This window comes from Streptacidiphilus sp. MAP12-16 (genome assembly GCF_041262165.1).
Taxonomy (GTDB): Bacteria; Actinomycetota; Actinomycetes; order Streptomycetales; family Streptomycetaceae; genus Streptacidiphilus.
Genome location: NZ_JBGCBY010000006.1, coordinates 133,253 through 153,723, shown reverse-complemented (window position 1 = coordinate 153,723; position 20,471 = coordinate 133,253). Strand labels below are relative to the sequence as shown.

19 protein-coding genes are annotated in these 20,471 nt (G+C 71.8%); 1 reads left to right on the top strand and 18 read right to left on the bottom strand.

Annotated elements, in window-relative coordinates; translation table 11 throughout:
- The 9 genes from ABIA33_RS09780 to pyrR all read right to left on the bottom strand — a co-directional run bounded on the left by ABIA33_RS09780 (window position 1) and on the right by pyrR (window position 11,080).
- The gene (locus tag ABIA33_RS09780; protein WP_370079332.1) at window positions 1-978 is read right to left on the bottom strand and encodes a dihydroorotate dehydrogenase; all 978 of its coding nucleotides are present in this window, start codon (window positions 976-978) and stop codon (window positions 1-3) included.
- 1 nt (window position 979) lies between these two features.
- Window positions 980-1,831 (bottom strand): dihydroorotate dehydrogenase electron transfer subunit, encoded by an 852-nt coding sequence (locus ABIA33_RS09775; protein ID WP_370079330.1) that lies wholly within the window; start codon window positions 1,829-1,831, stop codon window positions 980-982.
- 4 nt (window positions 1,832-1,835) lie between these two features.
- A complete protein-coding gene (locus tag ABIA33_RS09770) occupies window positions 1,836-2,936 on the bottom strand; it encodes a quinone-dependent dihydroorotate dehydrogenase (RefSeq protein ID WP_370079328.1) in 1,101 nt (366 codons plus the stop codon).
- A gap of 113 nt (window positions 2,937-3,049) precedes the next feature.
- A complete protein-coding gene (gene carB, locus ABIA33_RS09765; protein WP_370079326.1) occupies window positions 3,050-6,355 on the bottom strand; it encodes a carbamoyl-phosphate synthase large subunit in 3,306 nt (1,101 codons plus the stop codon).
- Window positions 6,348-7,553, bottom strand: a complete 1,206-nt coding sequence (gene carA, locus ABIA33_RS09760) for a glutamine-hydrolyzing carbamoyl-phosphate synthase small subunit (protein WP_370079790.1) — start codon at window positions 7,551-7,553, stop codon at window positions 6,348-6,350. Before carA ends, carB begins: the two co-directional genes overlap by 8 nt.
- On the bottom strand, window positions 7,553-8,125 hold the full coding sequence (locus ABIA33_RS09755; protein ID WP_370079324.1) for a hypothetical protein: 573 nt from the start codon (window positions 8,123-8,125) through the stop codon (window positions 7,553-7,555). Before ABIA33_RS09755 ends, carA begins: the two co-directional genes overlap by 1 nt.
- Complete coding sequence (locus tag ABIA33_RS09750; protein WP_370079322.1) at window positions 8,122-9,411, bottom strand: dihydroorotase; 1,290 nt, start codon at window positions 9,409-9,411, stop codon at window positions 8,122-8,124. The genes ABIA33_RS09755 and ABIA33_RS09750 overlap by 4 nt, the downstream gene beginning before the upstream one ends.
- Window positions 9,408-10,457, bottom strand: coding sequence for an aspartate carbamoyltransferase catalytic subunit (locus tag ABIA33_RS09745; protein ID WP_370079321.1), 1,050 nt, complete (start codon window positions 10,455-10,457; stop codon window positions 9,408-9,410). Before ABIA33_RS09745 ends, ABIA33_RS09750 begins: the two co-directional genes overlap by 4 nt.
- A complete protein-coding gene (pyrR, locus tag ABIA33_RS09740) occupies window positions 10,454-11,080 on the bottom strand; it encodes a bifunctional pyr operon transcriptional regulator/uracil phosphoribosyltransferase PyrR (protein WP_370079319.1) in 627 nt (208 codons plus the stop codon). The genes ABIA33_RS09745 and pyrR overlap by 4 nt, the downstream gene beginning before the upstream one ends.
- A 347-nt stretch (window positions 11,081-11,427) precedes the next feature.
- Here pyrR and ABIA33_RS09735 point away from each other — a divergent pair, with 347 nt between their 5' ends.
- Window positions 11,428-11,931 (top strand): transcriptional regulator, encoded by a 504-nt coding sequence (locus ABIA33_RS09735; RefSeq protein ID WP_370079317.1) that lies wholly within the window; start codon window positions 11,428-11,430, stop codon window positions 11,929-11,931.
- A 352-nt stretch (window positions 11,932-12,283) separates the two neighbouring features.
- On the opposite strand, the gene ABIA33_RS09730 is transcribed toward ABIA33_RS09735, so the two are convergent.
- The 9 genes from ABIA33_RS09730 to ABIA33_RS09690 all read right to left on the bottom strand — a co-directional run bounded on the left by ABIA33_RS09730 (window position 12,284) and on the right by ABIA33_RS09690 (window position 20,465).
- The gene (locus ABIA33_RS09730) at window positions 12,284-12,979 is read right to left on the bottom strand and encodes a GntR family transcriptional regulator (protein ID WP_370079315.1); all 696 of its coding nucleotides are present in this window, start codon (window positions 12,977-12,979) and stop codon (window positions 12,284-12,286) included.
- Window positions 12,980-13,040: 61 nt separating this feature from the next.
- Complete coding sequence (locus tag ABIA33_RS09725) at window positions 13,041-14,000, bottom strand: ornithine cyclodeaminase family protein (RefSeq protein ID WP_370079313.1); 960 nt, start codon at window positions 13,998-14,000, stop codon at window positions 13,041-13,043.
- A gap of 118 nt (window positions 14,001-14,118) precedes the next feature.
- The gene (locus ABIA33_RS09720; protein WP_370079311.1) at window positions 14,119-15,120 is read right to left on the bottom strand and encodes a proline racemase family protein; all 1,002 of its coding nucleotides are present in this window, start codon (window positions 15,118-15,120) and stop codon (window positions 14,119-14,121) included.
- Between the two features lie 59 nt (window positions 15,121-15,179).
- Window positions 15,180-16,043 carry a dihydrodipicolinate synthase family protein gene (locus ABIA33_RS09715; protein ID WP_370079787.1) on the bottom strand — a complete coding sequence of 288 codons (864 nt, stop codon included), beginning with the start codon at window positions 16,041-16,043 and terminating at the stop codon, window positions 15,180-15,182.
- A gap of 120 nt (window positions 16,044-16,163) precedes the next feature.
- Window positions 16,164-17,657, bottom strand: a complete 1,494-nt coding sequence (locus tag ABIA33_RS09710) for an FAD-dependent oxidoreductase (protein ID WP_370079309.1) — start codon at window positions 17,655-17,657, stop codon at window positions 16,164-16,166.
- The gene (locus ABIA33_RS09705; protein ID WP_370079307.1) at window positions 17,638-17,952 is read right to left on the bottom strand and encodes a (2Fe-2S)-binding protein; all 315 of its coding nucleotides are present in this window, start codon (window positions 17,950-17,952) and stop codon (window positions 17,638-17,640) included. Before ABIA33_RS09705 ends, ABIA33_RS09710 begins: the two co-directional genes overlap by 20 nt.
- On the bottom strand, window positions 17,949-19,121 hold the full coding sequence (locus ABIA33_RS09700) for an NAD(P)/FAD-dependent oxidoreductase (protein WP_370079305.1): 1,173 nt from the start codon (window positions 19,119-19,121) through the stop codon (window positions 17,949-17,951). Before ABIA33_RS09700 ends, ABIA33_RS09705 begins: the two co-directional genes overlap by 4 nt.
- A 54-nt stretch (window positions 19,122-19,175) precedes the next feature.
- Window positions 19,176-19,949, bottom strand: coding sequence for an SDR family NAD(P)-dependent oxidoreductase (locus ABIA33_RS09695; protein WP_370079303.1), 774 nt, complete (start codon window positions 19,947-19,949; stop codon window positions 19,176-19,178).
- 87 nt (window positions 19,950-20,036) lie between these two features.
- Window positions 20,037-20,465 (bottom strand): SRPBCC family protein, encoded by a 429-nt coding sequence (locus ABIA33_RS09690; protein ID WP_370079301.1) that lies wholly within the window; start codon window positions 20,463-20,465, stop codon window positions 20,037-20,039.
- Between the last annotated feature and the right edge of the window lie 6 nt (window positions 20,466-20,471).

The following is a 20,471-nucleotide window of genomic DNA, read 5'->3' as shown; positions in this document are numbered from 1 at the left end:
TCAGCGGTGGGCGAAGCCGACCGCGTCGGTGAGTTTGGCGAAGCCGCGCGCGGCGAGGGCTTCGCGCAGTTCGATGAGGACCCGGAGCGGCGCTGTGGGGTCGTTGAAGACGGCGGTGCCCACCGCGACGCAGGCGGCTCCGGCGAGGACGAACTCCAGGGCGTCCAGGCCCGTCCTGATGCCGCCCATGCCCAGGATCGGCACCTCCGGCACGGCCCCGGCGCGCATTGCCGCGTGGACCTGGTAGACGCAGCGCACGGCCACCGGGCGAATGGCGGGCCCGGAGAGGCCGCCGGTGACCCCGGCGAGGGCGGGACGCAGCGTGGTGGTGTCGATGGCCATGCCGAGCAGCGTGTTGATCATCGACAGGCCGTCGGCGCCGCCCTTGACGCAGGCGGCGGCGATCTCGGTGACGGAGGTGACGTCGGGTGAGAGCTTGGCGTAGAGCGGCAGCGCCGGGTCGGCGACCTCCTTGATCGCCGCGATCACGTCGTAGGAGGTGGCGGGGTTGCAGGCGAAGACCAGGCCCCGGTTGGCGGCGTTGGGGCAGGAGAGGTTGGCCTCGATGCCGATGACGCCGGGCCGTCCGTTGAGCTGCCGCGCGGTGTCGGCGAAGTCCTCGACGCGCTCCCCCGCGATGGAGACGAGTACCCGTGCTCCGCGTTCGGCGAGCCAGGGCAGCTCGTGCTCGACGAAGTGCTCGATGCCGGAGCCCTGCAGGCCGATGGAGTTGAGCATCCCGCTGGGGGTCTCGGCCATCCGGGGGGTGGGCTGTCCCGCGCGCGGATACGGCATGATCGTCTTGGTGGTGATCGATCCCAACTCGGTGAGCGGCTGGAACTTGGCGATCTCCCGTCCGTATCCGGCGCAGCCGGAGGCGGTGGTGACCGGGTTGGGCAGAGTGCCGTTACCGAAGGGCGCGGTGAGGTCCACGTCGTCGGGAAGCAGGTTCGCGGCCGGGATCATGTCGTCGGTCATGTCAGCGCACTCCCATCGCTGCCGCGCCGTGGAGGTCGGCCGGGATGGTGCCGACGTCGGTCCAGCGCACCCGGGTTCCGTCGAAGCAGGGCCCCTCGACGCAGGACCGGACCAGGCGGCTGACGCCGTCCTCGCCGACGACCGGCAGCACGCACGCCATGCAGACGCCGACGCCGCAGGCCATGGCCTGCTCCACGGCGCAGAAGCTGCGCGCCCCCTCGGCCGTGGCGATCTCGGTGACGGCCCGCAGCATCCCCATCGGGCCGCAGGAGTAGACGGCCTCGGCGCTGATGGCCTTGATCGCTTCGGCGAGCGGCAGGGTGACCTGGCCCTTTATCCCGCCGGACCCGTCGTCGGTGGTGACCAGGACGTCCGGGGTGAGCTGCCGGGCGGCCTCGACACCGTAGAGGCGGTCGGCGGTGGGGGCGCCGAGGATGAAGCCGGCCGAACCGCCCTGCGCGATGACCTGCTCGGCGAGGGCGAACAACGGGGCGCTGCCGTAGCCGGCCGCCACAAACAGGGCCGTCGTCGCGCCGGCCGGGTGCGGGAAGGCAGTGCCGAGCGGCGCGACGAGGTCGACGGTGTCGCCGGCGCGGGCGCGGAGCAGCTCACGGGTGCCCCGGCCGGCTTCGGCGATGATCAGCGAGATGGTCTCGGCGTCGGGGTCGGCGCGGTGGATCGAGAAGGCGCGGCGCAGCAGCATCGCGGAGTCCGCCCCGCCGACGGCCAGGGCCGCGAAGTGGCCGGGGCGGACCCGGGCCGCGACGCCGGGGGCCCGCAGCACCATCCGGTGATAGGCCCCGACCTGCGAGATCTCGAGGATCTCGGCTCGGATCTGGAGGGGGTGCGCCATTCGATCACCTTCCGTTGGACGCGCCGACAGCTTCGCTCAGGGTTGCATGCTCGCTGACGCGCAGCCGAGCGGCCAGCCCCCGGTGCAGGCGGCGGCACCAGAAGGGGCCCTCGTAGATGAAGCCGCTGTAGCCCTGGATGAGGGTGGCTCCGGCGAGGATCCGCTCCCAGGCGTCGTCGGCGGTCTCGATCCCGCCGACGGAGACGAGGGTGAGCCGGGACCCGGTGCGGGCGTGCAGGCGGCGCAGGACTTCGAGCGAGCGCGCCTTGAGGGGCGCCCCGGAGAGTCCGCCCATGCCCGCGGCCTCGACCTTGGCCGGGTCGGTGCGCAGCCCCTCGCGGCCGATGGTGGTGTTGGTGGCGATGATCCCATCGAGCCCGAGTTCCAGGGCGAGGTCGGCGACCGCGTCGATGTCGGCGTCGGCGAGGTCGGGGGCGATCTTGACGAGGAGGGGGATGTGGCCCTGCGGGCTGTTCGCGTCGAGGGTCGCGCGGACCGCGGTGAGCAGGGGGAGGAGCTGGTCGACGGCCTGGAGGTTGCGCAATCCGGGCGTGTTGGGCGAGCTGACGTTGACCACGAAGTAGTCGGCGTGCTGGGCGAGTCGCTCGGTGCTGGTGACGTAGTCGGCTACTGCCTCGGCCTCGGGGACGACCTTGGTCTTGCCGATGTTGACGCCGACGACGGTCTTCGAGTCACGGCCGCGGGCGGTCAGGCGGGCGGCGACGGCGGCGGAGCCCTCGTTGTTGAAGCCCATCCGGTTGACCAGGGCGCGGTCCTCGACCAGGCGGAAGAGGCGCGGGGTGGGATTGCCGGGCTGGGGCTGGGCGGTGACGGTGCCGATCTCGACGTAGTCGAAGCCGAGCATGGCGAGGCCGTCGATCCCGACGGCGTTCTTGTCGAACCCGGCGGCGAGGCCGAAGGGGCCCGGCAGGTCCAGGCCCAGGGCCCGGGTCCGCAGCGCGGGGTCCTGGGGGGCCAGGACGCGGGCGACGAGGGTGCGCAGGCCGGGGACGGAGCTCGCGCAGCGGATCCAGAAGAAGGCCATGTGGTGGGCCTTCTCGGGGTCCAGGCGTCGGAAGACGAGGTTGAAGAACAAGCGGTACAAGGGGGGTTCGCCTTCCAGCGGGACGGGTGCCTGGTGCCCGGGGCCGGCGGAGCCCCGGAGGGGGCGCGCAGCCCCGGTAGGAGGGTCCGGGGGCTCGGCCCCCGGACCCTCCCTCAGCGCGAGGCGTTGAGCAGCGCTGCGTGCTCCTGCAGACTGCGGACGCCGACGTCGCCGCGGATCAGCGCGTCGATGCCCTGCACGGCCGCGCCCATGGCCTGGACGGTGGTCAGGCAGGGGACTGAGCGGGCCACGGCGGCGGTCCGGATCTCGTAGCCGTCCAGGCGGCTGCCGGTGCCGAACGGCGTGTTGATGATGAGATCGATCTCGCCGTCGTGGATCAGCTGGACGATGGTGCGCTCGGCGCCCACGCCCTCGCCCTCGCTGTGCTTGCGCACGACCGTGGCGTCGATGCCGTTGCGGCGCAGCACCTCGGCGGTGCCGGAGGTGGCCAGCACCTCGAAGCCGAGTTCGACCAGCGCGCGGGCCGGGAAGACCAGGTTGCGCTTGTCGCGGTTGGCGACGGAGACGAAGACGCGGCCCTTGGTCGGCAGTGCCCCGTAAGCGCCGGCCTGGGACTTGGCGTAGGCGGTGCCGAAGTTGGTGTCGATGCCCATGACCTCGCCGGTGGAGCGCATCTCCGGGCCGAGGACGGTGTCGACGCCGCGTCCGTGGATGTCGCGGAAGCGGCTCCAGGGCATGACGGCTTCCTTGACCGCGATCGGCGAGCCGATCGGCAGCGTGCCGCCGTCGCCCTCCTTGGGCAGCATGCCCTCGGCGCGCAGCTCGGCGATGCTGGCGCCGAGTGAGATGCGGGCCGCCGCCTTGGCGAGCGGGACCGCGGTCGCCTTGGAGGTGAACGGCACGGTGCGGGAGGCCCGGGGGTTGGCTTCGAGGACGTAGAGGATGTCCCCGGCCATGGCGAACTGGATGTTGATCAGTCCGAGCACGCCGACGCCCTTGGCGATGGCCTCGGTGGAGGTGCGCAGCCGCTTGATGTCGAAGCCGCCGAGGGTGATCGGGGGCAGCGCGCAGGCGGAGTCGCCGGAATGGATGCCGGCCTCCTCGATGTGCTCCATGACCCCGCCGAGGTAGAGCTCGGTGCCGTCGTAGAGGGCGTCGACGTCGATCTCGATGGCGTCGTCGAGGAAGCGGTCGATCAGTACCGGGTGCTCGGAGATGAGTCCGGCGTGGCGCTTGAGGTAGTCGGCGAGGGAGGGCTCGTCGTAGACGATCTCCATGCCCCGTCCGCCCAGCACGTAGGAGGGGCGAGCGAGCACCGGGTAGCCGATCTCGTCGGCGATGGCCTTGGCCTCCTCGAAGGAGAAGGCGGTGCCGTGCTTGGGCGCGGGCAGTCCGGCGTCGCGAAGCACCCGGCCGAAGGCGCCGCGTTCCTCGGCCAGGTCGATGGCCTCGGGCTGGGTGCCGACAATCGGCACGCCGTTGTCCTTGAGCGCCTGCGCGAGGCCGAGCGGGGTCTGGCCGCCGAGCTGGACGATGACGCCGGCGACGGGACCCGCGAGGGTCTCGGCGTGGACGATCTCCAGCACGTCCTCCAGGGTGAGCGGCTCGAAGTAGAGCCGGTCGGAGGTGTCGTAGTCGGTGGAGACGGTCTCCGGGTTGCAGTTGACCATCACCGTCTCGTAGCCCGCGTCGCTGAGCGCGAAGGAGGCGTGGACGCAGGAGTAGTCGAACTCGATGCCCTGGCCGATCCGGTTGGGGCCGGAGCCGAGGATCAGCACGGCGGGCTTGGTGCGCGCCGCGACCTCGGTCTCCTCGTCGTAGGACGAGTAGAAGTACGGGGTCTTCGCGGCGAACTCGGCGGCGCAGGTGTCGACCGTCTTGAAGACCGGGCGGATGCCGAGCGCGTGCCGGACCTCGCGGACGACGTCCGAGCTGAGCCCGCGGATCTCGCCGATCTGCAGGTCGGAGAAGCCGTGGCGCTTGGCGTGGCGGATCAGTTCGGGGTCGAGCCGCTCGGCCTCGGCGAGCTCCTCGGAGATCTCGTGGATCAGGAAGAGCTGGTCGACGAACCAGGGGTCGATCTTCGTCGCGTCGAAGACCTCCTGCTGGCTGGCCCCGGCGCGGATTGCCTGCATGACGGTGTTGATCCGGCCGTCGGTGGGGACCTGGGCCAGCGTCAGCAGCTCGTCCTTGTCACCGGGTTCGCCGACGAAGGTGAACTGGCTGCCCTTCTTCTCCAGCGAGCGCAGCGCCTTGTTCAGCGCCTCGGGGAAGTTGCGGCCCAGGGCCATGGCCTCGCCGACCGACTTCATGGTGGTGGTGAGGGTGGCGTCGGCGCTGGGGAACTTCTCGAAGGCGAAGCGCGGGACCTTGACGACGACGTAGTCGAGCGTCGGCTCGAAGGAGGCCGGTGTCTTCTCGGTGATGTCGTTGGGGATCTCGTCGAGGGTGTAGCCGACGGCGAGCTTGGCCGCGATCTTCGCGATGGGGAAGCCGGTGGCCTTGGATGCCAGCGCGGAGGAGCGGGAGACCCGCGGGTTCATCTCGATGACGATGATCCGGCCGTCGACCGGGTCGATCGCGAACTGGATGTTGCAGCCGCCAGTGTCGACGCCGACCTCGCGGATGATGGCGATGCCGATGTCGCGCAGCCGCTGGTACTCGCGGTCGGTGAGGGTCATCGCGGGGGCGACGGTGATGGAGTCGCCGGTGTGGACGCCCATCGGATCGAAGTTCTCGATGGAGCAGACCACCACGACGTTGTCGTGCTTGTCGCGCATCAGCTCCAGCTCGTACTCCTTCCAGCCGAGGATGGACTCCTCCAGGAGCACCTCGGTGGTCGGCGAGAGGGTCAGTCCCTGTCCGGCGATGCGGCGCAGGTCCTCCTCGTCGTGGGCGAAGCCGGAGCCGGCACCACCCATGGTGAAGGAGGGGCGGACGACGACGGGGTAGCCGCCGAGGGTCTCGACCCCGGCCATGATCTCGTCCATGGTGTGGCAGATCACCGAGCGGGCGGACTCGCCATAGCCGATTTTCGCCTTGACGGCCTCGACCACGCCCTTGAACAGCTGGCGGTCCTCGCCCTTGTTGATCGCCTCGACGTTGGCGCCGATGAGCTCGACACCGTACTTCTCCAGTACGCCGGACTCGTGCAGCGAGATCGCGGTGTTGAGCGCGGTCTGGCCGCCCAGGGTGGGCAGCAGGACGTCGGGGCGCTCCTTGGCGATGATCTTCTCGACGAACTCCGGGGTGATCGGCTCGACGTAGGTGGCGTCGGCGATCTCCGGGTCCGTCATGATCGTGGCCGGATTGGAGTTGACCAGGATCACCCGCAGGCCCTCGGCCTTGAGCACCCGGCAGGCCTGGGTGCCGGAGTAGTCGAACTCGGCCGCCTGGCCGATCACGATCGGGCCGGAACCAATCACCAGAACGGACTGGATATCGGTGCGCTTAGGCACGCTGGCCCTCCATGAGCTCAATGCTGCGCTGGTCGTTGTCTCGCATGAGCTCGACAAATCGATCGAACAGGTAGGCGGCGTCGTGCGGACCCGCCGCCGCCTCCGGGTGGTACTGGACGCTGAACGCGGGCTGGTCCAGGCACTGCAGGCCCTCGACCACGTCGTCGTTCAGGCAGACGTGCGAGACCGTGACCCGGCCGTAGGGGGTCTGCGACTCGCCGTCCAGCGGGGCGTCCACGGCGAAGCCGTGGTTGTGCGCGGTGATCTCGACCTTGCCGGTGGTGCGGTCCTGCACCGGCTGGTTGATGCCGCGGTGGCCGTACTTCAGCTTGTAGGTGCCGAAGCCCAGGGCGCGGCCGAGCAGCTGGTTGCCGAAGCAGATCCCGAAGAACGGGGTCTTCCGGCCCAGCACCTCGCGCAGCACGGCGACCTGGCCGTCGGCGGTGGCCGGATCGCCCGGGCCGTTGGAGAAGAACACCCCGTCGGGCCCGTTGCCGTCGTCACCGACGGCGTAGACGTCCTCGGCCGTGGCGTTCGCGGGCAGCACGTGCACCTCGATGCCGCGCTGCGCCATCCGGTGCGGGGTCATGCCCTTGATGCCGAGGTCGAGTGCCGCCACGGTGAAGCGCTTGGGGCCGATGGCCGGGACGACGTAGGTCGCGTCGGTGGCGACCTCGCCGCACAGGTCGGCGCCCTCCATCTGCGGGGACCGGCGGACCCGCTCCAGCAGCACGGCGTCGTCGGCGAGCGCCGGCCCGGAGAAGATGCCGCAGCGCATCGCGCCTCGCTCGCGCAGGTGGCGGGTGAGCGCGCGGGTGTCTATCCCGCTGATGCCGACCACGCCCTGCGCGACGAGCTCGGCGTCGAGCGAGCGCTGCGAGCGCCAGTTGGAGGGAACCCGGGCGGGGTCGCGGACGACGTATCCGGCGACCCAGATCCGGGAGGACTCCGGGTCCTCGTCGTTGACGCCGGTGTTGCCGATCTGAGGGGCCGTCATGGCGACGACCTGGCGGTGGTAGGAGGGGTCGGTGAGGGTCTCCTGGTAGCCGGTCATCCCGGTGTTGAAGACGGCCTCGCCGAAGGTCTCGCCGATCGCGCCGTAGGCCTGGCCGCGGAAGATCCGCCCGTCCTCCAGGACGTAGGCGGCGGGGACGCGCTCGCGCCGCCGCGCCTCGGGGGTGGATGCCGGTGCGGTCATCATGCGCCTTCCTTGTGTTCGACGGTCACCGTGGCGTGGGCCTTGATGAGGACCTCGATCGCGGTGACCCAGTTCTCGTGCTCGGCCGGGTGGTCCGCCCGGAACCCGGTGTCCAGCAGCTTGCCGCCGTGCTCCCAGGTCACCACCAGCAGGCCGCCCTCGGGGACGACCTTGCCGGCGATCCCCCGGTCGGTGCGCGCGGCGCGCAACGCGGCCACGGGGACGAAGAAGCTCGCCGAGGCCGGACGGACCACGTTCAGGCCCTCCGCGCTGAGGGTCAGCTCGACCAGGCTGCGCTCGCCCAGGTGGTGCGCGACGACGCGGTCGAGCCAGTCCCCCGCCGAGGTGCTGCCGTGGTAGCGGCCCTCCAGCTCGAGGATCGGCTCGGTGCTGCGCTTCGGCGCGACGGGCAGGTCCGGCAGACCGGACTGCTGGGTCTTGCGCCACTGCCAGCCCTGCCGCATCAGCCAGTACAGCAGGCCGATGACCAGCAGCAGGCCGATGACCCAGCCGATGAGGTCGGCGACGTGGGTGACCGGGGCGGAGTGGGGGGCTACCGCGAGGACGTTCATACCAGCTCCCCGTCGAGGACGGTCGCCTTGCCGCGCAGGAAGGTGGCGATCACGCGTCCGGGCAGGTCACGGCCACGGTAGGGGGTGTTGCGGCTGCGGGTGGCGAAGGAGTCGGGGTTCACCGTTCCACGGTACGCGGGGTCGACCAGCACCAGGTTGGCCGGTTCGTCCACCGAGACGGGGCGGCCGTGTCCGGCGAGACCGCCGATGACGGCGGGCCGGTACGACATCCGCTCGGCGACCTCGGCCCAGCCCATCAGACCGGTGTCGACCATGGTCTGCTGGACCACGGAGAGGGCGGTCTCCAGGCCGACCATGCCCATGGCCGCGGCGGCCCACTCGCAGTCCTTGTCCTCGGAGGGGTGCGGGGCGTGGTCGGTGGCGACGGCGTCGATGGTGCCGTCGGCGAGCGCCTCGCGCAGGGCCATCACGTCGGTCTCGGTGCGCAGCGGCGGGTTGACCTTGTAGACCGGGTCGTAGGAACGAACCAGCTCGTCCGTGAGCAGGAGGTGGTGCGGGGTGACCTCGGCCGTGACGTCCCAGCCCTTGGACTTGGCCCAGCGGATGATCTCGACCGAGCCGGCCGTGGAGACATGGCAGACGTGCAGCCTGGATCCGACGTGGGCGGCGAGCAGCACGTCGCGGGCGATGATCGACTCCTCGGCGACGGCCGGCCAGCCGCGCAGGCCGAGCTCGCCGGAGACCGCGCCCTCGTTCATCTGGGCGCCCTCGGTGAGCCGGGGCTCCTGGGCGTGCTGGGCGATGACGCCGCCGAACGCCTTCACGTACTCCAGGGCGCGCCGCATGATCACGGCGTCGTCGACGCACTTGCCGTCGTCGGAGAAGACCCGGACTCCGGCGGCGGAGTCGTTCATGGTGCCGAGCTCGGCGAGTTGCTTGCCCTCCAGGCCGACGGTGACCGCTCCGACGGGCTGGACGTCGCAGTAGCCGGACTCGCGGCCCAGCCGCCAGACCTGCTCGACCACGCCGGCGGTGTCGGCGACGGGGAAGGTGTTCGCCATGGCGTGGACGGCGGTGAAGCCACCCTTGGCGGCGGCGCGGGTGCCGGTGAGGACCGTCTCGGCGTCCTCACGGCCGGGCTCGCGCAGGTGGGTGTGCAGGTCGACCAAGCCGGGGAGGGCGATCAGCCCCTCCGCCTCGACGACCGTGTCGTCCGGGCTGCTCGCCAGGCCGGTGCCGATCTCGGCGATGACGCCGTCCTTGAGGCGCAGGTCCTGCGGCTCCCCGCCGAGGATGCGGGCGTTCCTGATCAGGTAGCTGGTCACGTGCTCTGCTCCTCGGGGGCGTCGGAGGTACGGCGCGTAGCGCCTCCGACAGGGGTGGCGGTGGGCGACGGGGTCTCCCCGCCGACGGCAGGGGAAGGCTGGGCGATGGCTGGCTCGGAGCCGCCGAGCAGCAGGTAGAGCACGGCCATCCGGACGCTGACGCCGTTGGCGACCTGCTCGACGATGGTGGAACGGGCCGAGTCGGCGATCTCGGAGGCGATCTCCATGCCGCGGACCATCGGGCCCGGGTGCATCACGATGGCGTGTTCGGGCAGCACCGCGGCGCGGGCGACGTCGAGGCCGTAGCGCAGCGAGTACTCGCGCTGGGTGGGGTAGAAGGCGGCGTTCATGCGCTCGCGCTGGACCCGGAGCATCATCACCGCGTCGCTCTTGGGCAGCACGGCGTCCAGGTCATAGGAGACCGAGCAGGGCCAGGACTCGACGCCGTAGGGCATCAGCGTCGGCGGGGCGACCAGGGTGACGTCCGCGCCGAGCGTGTGCAGCAGGCGGACGTTGGAGCGGGCGACGCGGCTGTGCAGCACGTCGCCGACGATGGTGACGCGCTTGCCCTCAAGGTCGCGGCCGGAACCGGGGTTGAGGTGGCGGCGCATGGTGAAGGCGTCGAGCAGGGCCTGGGTGGGGTGCTCGTGGGTGCCGTCGCCGGCGTTGACGACGCTGCCGTGCAGCCAGTCGGACTCGGCGAGCCGCTGCGGGGCGCCGGAGGCGCTGTGCCGGATGACGACCGCGTCGGCACCCATGGCCTGGAGGGTCAGCGCGGTGTCCTTGAGGGTTTCGCCCTTGGACACCGAGGAGCCCTTGGCCGAGAAGTTGATGACGTCGGCGGACAGCCGCTTCTCGGCGACCTCGAAGGAGGTGCGGGTGCGGGTCGAGTCCTCGAAGAAGAGGTTGACGACGGTGCGTCCGCGCAGCGTCGGCAGCTTCTTGACGGCGCGGGTGGAGACCTGGGCCATCTCCTCGGCGGTGTCCAGGATCAGCAGCGCGTCCTCGCGGGTGAGGTCGGCGGTGGAGATCAGGTGTCGCTTCACTGGGCACTCCCCGTGGTCTTGTCGGAGTCGCTCCCGCGCCCGGGCTCGGGCCCGCGCTCGCCGAGGAGGACCGCGTCGTGTCCGTCTATCTCCGCCAGCTTCACCTTCACGGCCTCGCGCAGCGAGGTGGGCAGGTTCTTGCCCACGTAGTCGGCGCGGATGGGCAGTTCGCGGTGGCCCCGGTCGACCAGGACGGCGAGTTGCACGGCGCGGGGCCTGCCCAGATCGCCGAGGGCGTCCAGGGCGGCGCGGATGGTGCGTCCGGAGAACAGCACGTCGTCGACGAGGACGACGAGCTTGCCGTCCAGGCCGCCGGGCGGGATCTCGGTGTGCTCCAGGGCGCGGGCGGGCTTGAGCCGCAGGTCGTCCCGGTACATGGTGATGTCCAGGGTCCCGAAGGGGATGTCCCGGCCGGTGATCTGCGCCAGCCTGGCGTGCAGACGGCGCGCGAGATGGATGCCGCGAGTGGGAATGCCGAGGAGGACGACGTCCTCCGCGCCCTTGGCTCGCTCCACGATCTCGTGGGCGATGCGGGTCAACGAACGGGCGATGTCGCCCTCGTCGAGGACCTGACGGGCACCCGCGGGGATGCTGCTGCTGTGGTTACGGGCAGATGTGGTCATGCCGAAGCCGACCTCCTTCCCCGCCTCACCGGACGGGCCTTAAAGGATGTCTCGTGGACGGCCGCCCCGGTCGTGGCGGTGGCCGTTGTCAACCCTACCAGGGCGATCATGCCGCTCCCCGACGCCACAGGCCGCCGCCGGCCCCCGGCAGGACGCCGCAGGCCGGGCCCTCGCACGACTGCCCCATTCGGCTTGACGAAGTCATATCACTCTGCGTAACCTCACAGTGAGTTACGGCCGGACGACGGATGTCCACGAGAACCTCTCAGCTGGTGTCAGCTGGTGCCTCCCGGACGTGCCGTCTCAGGCAGTCACCGCGTCACGCCAATCTCGTCCGGGGAGACCATTTGTCCAGCGACTACGCGAAGCAGCTCGGCGGCAAGCTGCGTGCGATCCGCACCCAGCAGGGGCTGTCCCTGCACGGCGTCGAGGAGAAGTCCCAGGGCCGTTGGAAGGCCGTCGTCGTGGGCTCGTACGAGCGCGGCGACCGCGCCGTCACGGTCCAGCGTCTGGCCGAGCTGGCGGAGTTCTACGGCGTCCCGGTGCAGGAACTGCTGCCCGGCAGCACCCCGGGCGGTGCGGCCGAGCCGCCGCCGCGCCTGGTGCTGGACCTGGAGCGGCTGTCCCAGGTCCCCTCCGAGAAGGCCGGACCGCTGCAGCGCTACGCGGCGACCATCCAGAGCCAGCGCGGGGACTACAACGGGAAGGTGCTGTCGATCCGCCAGGACGACCTGCGCACCCTGGCCGTGATCTACGACCAGCCCGCCTCGATTCTGGTGGACCAGCTGATCAACTGGGGCGTGCTCGACCCGGACGCGCGCCGCGCGGTCCGCGAGGACGATTCCGTCTGAGCCGTTCGGCTGCACTGCAGAAACGTCACAGCAGAATCATTGCTCCCATCGCGACGGCCGGCCCGCCCCTTCGGGGGCGGGCCGGCCGTCGCGCGTTCCGGTCCGGGCGGCAGGGCCGGGCTTAGACCGGTCGGGCTTAGACCGACCGGCAAATGGAGGGCGGAAGAAGAAGGGGGTCCCCCCGGCCGAAGGTTGGGGGAGGGTCGAGGGCCGAGTCCAGGCGGTGCCGACGAAGGAGCCATGGCGGAGCCCTGGCGACTGAGGAGAAGCCGTCTGGGCGAGAGCCTCCCCCACCCTTCGGGCGGGAGGTGCCCCCTTGCCCGCGACGCCGCCCTCCATGTGCCGGTCGGTCTTAGACGCGGCCGGCCGCCCAGAGCCTGCGGACGTGCCCGAGGTGGGCGCTGATCAGCTCGGCGACCAGGGGCAGGTCCTTGGCGATCATCGCGTTGAGCAACTGCTCGTGCTCAGCTGCCGAGTCGAACAGCCGGTCGGCCTGCACCAGGGCGGTCAGCCCGTAGAGTCGGGAGCGGCTGCGCAGGTCGCGGACGGTCTCGACGAGGTGCCGGTTGCCGTGCAGGGCCAGCAGGCCCAGGTGGAAGCGGCGGTCGGCCTCGACGTAGCCGATCAGGTCGCCCGCGAGCGCCGCCGTCACGATCTCCCGGGCGTACCGGCGCAGCGGCTCCAGCTGCTCGGGCGTGGCGATCTCAGCGACCCGCACCGTGGCCGGGACCTCGATCATCTCGCGGATCTCGGTGAAGTCGTCCAGGTCCTGCTCGGTCAGGCCGACGATCCTGAACCCCTTGTTGCGCACCACCTCGACCAGGCCCTCCTTGGCGAGGTCGAGCATGGCTTCGCGCACGGGGGTGGCCGAGACTCCGAACTCTGCCGCCAGTACCGGGGCGGAGTACACGATGCCGGGACGCAGCTCGCCCGCGACCAGGGCGGCGCGCAGGGCGTGGGTGACCTGCTCGCGCAGGCTGCGCCGCTCCTGCACCGAAGGCAGGTTGAGCGCGGCCACGCCTTGGGCGTTGGCGGCTTGGCTGTTCACTGGGGTCCTCCCGCGGCACGGTGTACAACGTCATCCTGCACCATGACGCGGCACCGAAGAATCAGCGGGAGAGGTTCTCGTAGGCGGCAGCGGCGACGGCGAGGTCCTCCCAGGCCATGCCGACGGCCTTGAAGAGGCGTGGCTGCCCGGCGGGCAGGATCAGGCCCCCGGTGACGAGTTCGGCGAGGTCCCCGGCGATCTGTCCGGCGCTGAAGGCACCCTCGGCGATGGGGATGAGCAGGTCCCCCGCCTCCTGCAGGGCGATGGCGGCCTCCTCGACGACCACGGTGGAGCGGCGGACCAGGGCTGTGTCGGTCTCCCGTGCCTCTGGCTCGTGGGAACCGACGGCAAGCACGGTCGCCTCGGAGGCGAGCAGTTCGCTGTCGAAGAGGGGCTCGCGCGCGCTGGTGCAGCAACAGACCAGGTCGGCGTCCTTGACGTCCTCGGCGGAGCCGAGGCGCGCGCTGAGGCCGAGGGCGGTGGCCTGGTGGGCCAGGGCTCGGGCCCGTTCCTGGTTCCTCCCCACCACGGTGACCTGGCGCAGCGTCGGAGTGGTGGCGGCCAGGGCGCGCAGGTGGCCGTGGGCCTGGGGGCCGGTGCCGAAGAGGGTGAGCCGGGTCGCGCCGGGCCAGGCCAGGTGACGCGCGGCGAGGGCGGAGACGGCCGGTGTGCGCAGCGCGGTGAGGGCGGCCCCGTCCAGCAGGGCCAGCGGCTGGAGGGTGTCCGCGTCCAGCAGTAGGCAGCCGCCGGTGACGGTGGGCAGCCCGCGTGAGGCGTTGCCGGGGGCCAACCCGGCGATCTTCACCGCGGCATAGCCGCCGAACTGGGCCGGCATCAGCAGGAGTTCACCCGCCGGGACGGGTACCCGGGTGCGGGCCGGGCCGCTGGACGCCGGGTCGAGGCCGCCCAGCAGGGCGGCCTCGATCGCGTCGACGGCGGCGCTCTCGTCCAGGAGTTCGGCGAGCCCTTCGGCGCCGATCACCGGCAGCGTGGCGAAGTCGCCTCTGGTGGCGGGGGTCATGGCAGCACGAATCCGATGTCCGGAAGATCCTTGATGTCCTGATTCACCAGCACACCGTATACCCCGCACCGCCGGGGACGCCGCAGGCCACGGGTGCCGGAGCGCCCGCGGGCCGACGTCAGAGCAGGAAGCCGGCGGGGAAGGGGTCGGTCGGGTCGAGCAGGTACTGGGCGGTGCCGGTGATCCATGCGCGGCCGGTGACCGTGGGCACCACGGCGGTGCGTCCGCCGAGTGTGGTCTCCTCGACGAGGCGGCCGGTGAAGGTGGTGCCGATGAAGGACTCGTTGGTGAAGTCCTGGCCGAGCGGCAGTTCGCCGCGCGCGTGCAGCTGCGCCATCCTGGCCGAGGTACCGGTGCCGCAGGGTGAGCGGTCGAACCAGCCGGGGTGGATCGCCATCGCGTGGCGGGAGTACCGGGCGTCCGATCCCGGTGCGGTGAAGTAGACGTGGTGGACGCCCCGGATGCGGTCGTCCTCGGGGTGGACCGGCTCGTCCTCGGCGTTGATCGCCGCCATGGTGGCGAGGCCGGCCGCCAGGATCTCGTTCTTGGCGGCCCGCTCGAACGGCAGGTCGTAGTCGGTCAGCTCGACGATGGCGTAGAAGTTGCCGCCGTAGGCCAGGTCGTAGCGGATGCTGCCGTGGCCCGGTACGTCGACGACGGCGTCGAGGCGCTCGCAGAACGCGGGGACGTTGCGCAGGGTGACGGCGGTCGCGGCTCCGTCGGAGACGGCGACGTCCACCGTGACCGGCCCTGCGGGTGTGTCCAGGCGGATGGTGGTCACCGGTTCCTCGACCTGCACCATTCCGGTCTCCACCAGGACGGTGGCCACGCCCATGGTGCCGTGGCCGCACATCGGCAGGTAGCCGGAGACCTCGATGAACAGGACGCCCCAGTCGCAGTCGCCGCGGGTGGACGGCTGGAGGATCGCACCGCTCATGGACGCGTGACCGCGCGGCTCGTACATCAGCAGGGTCCGCACGTCGTCGCGGTTCTCGCGGAACCAGACGCGGCGTTGGGCCATGGTGTCGCCGGGGACGACGCCCACCCCGCCGGTGACGACGCGGGTGGGCATGCCCTCGGTGTGGGAGTCGACGGCGTGCAGGACGAGTCGGCTGCGCATGGTGCTGCAGCTCCCCTCTGGGTTCAGTGCGGGCGTGGGCGTGAGGACCTGGTGCGGCGTCAGCGCAGGCCTTCGGCGAGGGACTTCTCGGTGGCGCGGGTCACGGTCTCGTGCCGGGCGGCGTCGAGCGGGCGGCGGGGCGGGCGGCAGGCGCCGCCCCGGCGACCGGCGAGGTCCATGGACAGCTTGATGGCCTGCACGAACTCGGGCCTGGAGTCCCAGCGCAGCAGCGGGTGCAGGGCCCGGTAGAGCGGCAGGGCGGTTCCCAGGTCCCCGGCCACGGCTGCCTGGTAGAGGGCGACGCAGGACCTGGGCAGGGCGTTGGGGTATCCGGCGATCCAGCCGACGGCCCCCGCCAGGACCAGTTCCAGCAGCACGTCGTCGGCGCCGACCAGCAGGTCCAGCCCCGGAGCCTGCTCGGCGATCTCGTACGCGCGGCGGACGTCGCCGCTGAACTCCTTGACGGCGACGATGCTGCCCTCGGCGAAGAGCCGGGCGAGCAGCGCCGGGGTGAGGTCGATGCGGGTGTCGTGGGGGTTGTTGTAGGCGACGACGGGGAGGCCAGCCCTGGCGACCTCGGCGTAGTGGTCGATGACGGCGTCGTCGTCGGCGCGGTAGGCGTTGGGCGGCAGCAGCAGGACGGAGCCCGCACCCGCCCCGGCTGCCTGCTCGGCCCAGCGGCGGGCCTCGGCACTGCCGTAGGCGGCGACTCCGGCCATGACCCTGGAGCCCTCGCCGGCGGCCTCGACGGCGGTGCGGACGACCTGGGCCCGCTCCTGGTCGGTGAGGGTCTGGTACTCGCCGAGGGAGCCGTTGGGCACCACGCCGTCGCAGCCGTTGTCGATGAGGAAGCGGACGTGGTCGGCGAAGGCGTCGTGGTCGACGGTGAGATCGTCCCGGAAGGGCAGCGCGGTGGCGACCATGACGCCGCGCCAGGGGCGGCTGCGCGGGTCGGCTACGGCGGTGTTCGGTGGAGTGTGCGACACAGGAGCTCCTTATGCGATGTGACATGTTATGCAGCGTCAGACGCAGGTCTCTGGGTTTCATTCCTGCGCGAGCAGGCCCAGCGGGACGGGGCACGACAACGGCCGGCCGCCGACCGGATCGTCCTGGCCCGCGAGCCGGGCCACCGCAGATCCGCACATCCGCCCCTGGCACCAGCCCATTCCGGCTCTGGTCAACAGCTTGACGGTGCGCTGGTCGCCCGCGCCCAGCTGGTCGACCGCCGCCCTGACCTGCCCGGCGGTGACCTCCTCGCATCGGCAGACCTCGGTGTCCGCGGTCAGCCAGTCGCTCCAGCCGGGGCCGGGGCGGTGCACGGTCGCCATCAGCTCGGCGAAGTCCCGCAGCCGCGCTCTGCGGCGGTCCAGGCGGCGGTCCAGTCGGCGCTCGAGTCGGCGGCCCCCGTGATGGTCTCCGCCACCGGTCGGCGGCAGTCCACCCAGCTCCGCAGTGATCGACCGGGCGGCCAGTTCGCCTTCGACAAGGGCGAGTTCGGCTCCGCCGACGCCGGTGGACTCCCCCGCCGCCCACAGCCCCGGAACCGACGTGCGCTGGCAGGCGTCCACCTCCAGCGCCGGACCGCCGTCCGGCATGGTCCGGGTGCGGCAGCCGAGTTCGACGGGGAGTTCCAGCTGCGGCAGCAGCCCGTGCCCCACCGCGACAGCGTCGCAGGAGACCCGCCGCTCGCTGCCGGGGACCGGACGCCAGTCCCGGTCGAGGCGGGCCACCGTCACCGACGCGACTCGGTCCGCTCCGTGCGCCGCCACGACGGCACTCCGAGTACGCACCGCGACCCGGCGCCGCAACAGCCGGACGCCGTACGAAACGCCCTCGGCGAGCTTGCCCGGATTGGCAGCCAGGGCGCTGACCCCACGGGTGTAGCCGGCATAGCCCGCTGCCTCCGCGACCAGCGGCACCCTGGCGCCGGCCGCGGCCAGCGAGGCGGCGACGGCGAGCAGCAGCGGACCGCTGCCCGCCACCACCACGCGCTGCCCCGGCAGTACCAGCCCGGCTTTCAGCATGGCCTGCGCACCGCCCGCCCCGACGACTCCGGGAAGCGTCCAACCGGGGAAGGGCAACTGCCGCTCGTACGCCCCGGTGGCGAACAGCACCGCCCGTGCGCGGACCGTTCGGGCGGCCAGGCCCTCCGGTCCCGAGACCGCGTGCAGCAGCCAGCCTGCCGAGTCCGCAGAGCTGGAAGAGGCGGAAGAGGCGGAAGAGCCGGCAGAACCCACCGCGCCGACCGACCAGACGTGGTGCTCCGCGAGGTGCAGGACAGTGCCGTCGCCGATGTGCCGACGCAAGCGCCGTGCGAGCTGCGCGAAAGCGCGCCAGTGGTGGTGCAGCGCCTGCGGGCGCCGTGCGCCTAGCCCGGCGGCGGGCTGCCGATAGAACTGGCCGCCGGGTCGGGGTGCGGTGTCGAGCAGGACCGTACGCAGACCGAGGTCGGCGGCTGTGACAGCCGCGGCGAGGCCGGCCGGTCCGGCACCGACGATCCCGAGGTCGAATGCAATGTCATGCTCCGAGCCCGGCATGGCCGTCCCCTTCCTGGGTCGTGACCTGCGCGCCCGGGTGTGCGGGGGCGAGACAGGCACGGACGTTCGGCCGTCCGTCCAGAACCACCAGGCAGTCGAAGCAGACCCCCATGCCGCAGAACGCGCCGCGCGGGCGACCGCCGTCGCGGGTGGTCCGCCAGGACATCCGGCCGGACGACCACAGGGCCGCAGCGACGGTCTGCCCCGGCAGTGCGGGCACCGGCTCGCCGTCGAAAGTGAAGGAGAAGCCAGGCTCGGGCCGGGCCCGCACCAGGTCGAGTGGATTGCGGCTCAACGGGCCTCCCGTGCGTCGTGCGGCGCGAACCGGCCGGGGTCGAACGCGGTGATGTCGAGCTCCGGCCGTTCGCCGCACAGCAGTTGGGCGAGGATCAGCCCGGTCGCCGGGGCCAGGCCGATGCCCGCGCCCTCGTGCCCGCAGGCGTGGTAGAGCCCCGGCACCCGGGGATCGCGGCCGATCGCGGGGAGACGGTCCGGCAGGTAGGGACGGAAACCCCGGTAGGCGCGCAGCGTCCGCACGCCTGCGAGTACCGGGAACAGCGCCACCGCCTGGGCGGCGAGCCGCCGCAGCACGGGCACGGCCAGGGTGCGGTCGAAGCCGACCCGTTCGCGGCTGGCCCCGATCAGCACCGGACCTGCGGCGGTTCCCTCGACCACGGCGGAGCTCTGCAGTTCGGCGGAGCCGCTGGCCACGTCGGCGACGTAGTCCGCCGCGTAGACCTTGTGCCGGACCAGGCGCGGCAGCGGCTCGGTGACCAGCACGAAGCCCCGGCGCGGGAGCACCGGCAGGCTGCTGCCCGCCAGTTCGGCGATGTGCCCACCCCAGGTACCCGCCGCGTTGACCACCGCGCCGCAGGCCAGGGTCCCGGCGCGGGCGGTGCGCACTCCCCGTACCGCACCGTCCGCGCCGAGGTCGACCCCGGTGACCTCGGTGCCGGTGAACAGGGTCAGCGCTCCGCTGCCGCGCAGCAGATGGGCCGCGGCGAGCGCGGGCTGCACCTGGGCGTCCGGCGGGTAGAGCACGCCGCCGACGAGACCGGGAGCCAGGTGGGGCTCCAGCTCGCGCAGTTGCTTCGCTGGGACCTCCTCGGCCCCTACCCCGCAGTCGAGCTGACCAGCCATCAGTCGCTTCAGCCCGAGGAGTTCGTCCGGAGAGGAGGCGACCACGAGACCGCCCTTCGCCTCGAACTCGACGACGTCGCGTCCGAGTTCCTCGGCGAGTCCGTGCCACAGCCGGAGCGAGAGCATGGCGAGGTCGAGTTCCGGTCCGGGTTCCTTGTCCGACACCAGCAGGTTGCCCTCGCCCGCACCGGTGGTACCGCAGGCCACCGGTCCGCGGTCCACCACGGCGACGCGCAGCCCGGCCGCGGCGGCATGGTGCGCACATGCCGCGCCCACCATGCCCGCGCCGATGACGACGACGTCCCAGGTCCGACTCCCGCTCACCTCTGTACTATGTCACACACCATTAAGTGGTACCAGTAGCCATCCCAGACTCGCTCAGCGACGGTCGAGGCGACGTCCGGCGCGCGAGGAGAGACCGCCGAGCGCCCCCAACGGCGCCTTCCTGGCGGCGGCGACCAGAACCTTGTAGCGACGCGACGGGATGCTGACCGTCCTGCCGCGCGCGAGATCCCGCAGCGCGTCGTCGACGACCTGCTCCGCCGACAACCACATCCAGCCGCCCACGTCCGACATGTCGACCTGGGCCCGCTGGTGGAATTCGGTGTGCGTGAATCCTGGGCACAGCGCGAGCAGGCGCACGCCCGTCCCCGCCATGTCGCGGGCGACGCCCTGGGTGAACTGCACCACCCACGACTTGCTCGCCCCGTAGGTGCCGCGCGGCACGAACGCGGCGACCGAGGCGACGTTCACGACGTACCCGCGCCCCCGCTCGCGCATCCCCGGCAGAGCGGCGGCGGTGAGCCGCAGCACCGCCTCGATGTGCAGCTTCACCATCGCCAGCTCGTCGGCGATCGGCACTTTCAGGAAGCTGTCCTTGAAGCCGAATCCGGCGTTGTTGACCAGGAGCTCCACCGGGCGCTCCGCGCCGCTCAGCCGGGTCTCCACGGCGGCGATGCCATCGTCGGTGGCGAGGTCGGCGACCAGGGTCTCCACGGATACGCCGTACTGCTTGGTCAACTCGGAGGCGGTGTCCGCCAGGCGGGTGGCGTCGCGGGCGACCAGGACCAGGTCGAGGCCGTCCTTGGCGAGGCGTCGGGCGAAGGCCGCGCCGATTCCGGCGGTCGCGCCGGTGATGAGTGCTGTGGGCATACCCGGCACATTACCGACCGGTTCGCCGCGGTGGACAGGCGGCGAACCTGCGCGGGAGAAGTGGCGCACGCGCGAAGGACCGGCCGCTCAGGCCACCAGCGCGGCCAGCTTCCGCAGCGACTCGGTGAGCGCGGTGGTGGTCGCGTCCTTGACCCGCGCCGCCATCATGTTGACGGCCGCGCCCTTGAACTCGCTCTCCACGGTGACCAGGGTCCCCTCCCCCTCGTCGGCGAGCGCGTAGTGCTGGCGCAGGGCGATGCCCATCGGGCCCTTGCCCTCCAGCCGCCAGGAGCGTCCCGGCTCGACCTCGGTGACGGTCCAGGCGGCCTCGGACGGCATCCCCATCAGCGTCATCTTCTCGCTGTAGACGGCCCCGACGACGAGTTCGGCGGGACCGCCGTTCGGGAAGGCGGTGTGGATGGTGTTCCACTCGCGGAAGCGGTCGAAGTCGGTGATGACCGCCCACACCTTGTCTGCGGGAGCGGGCACGGACGCGCTGACGGATACCTCGGGCATGACTGC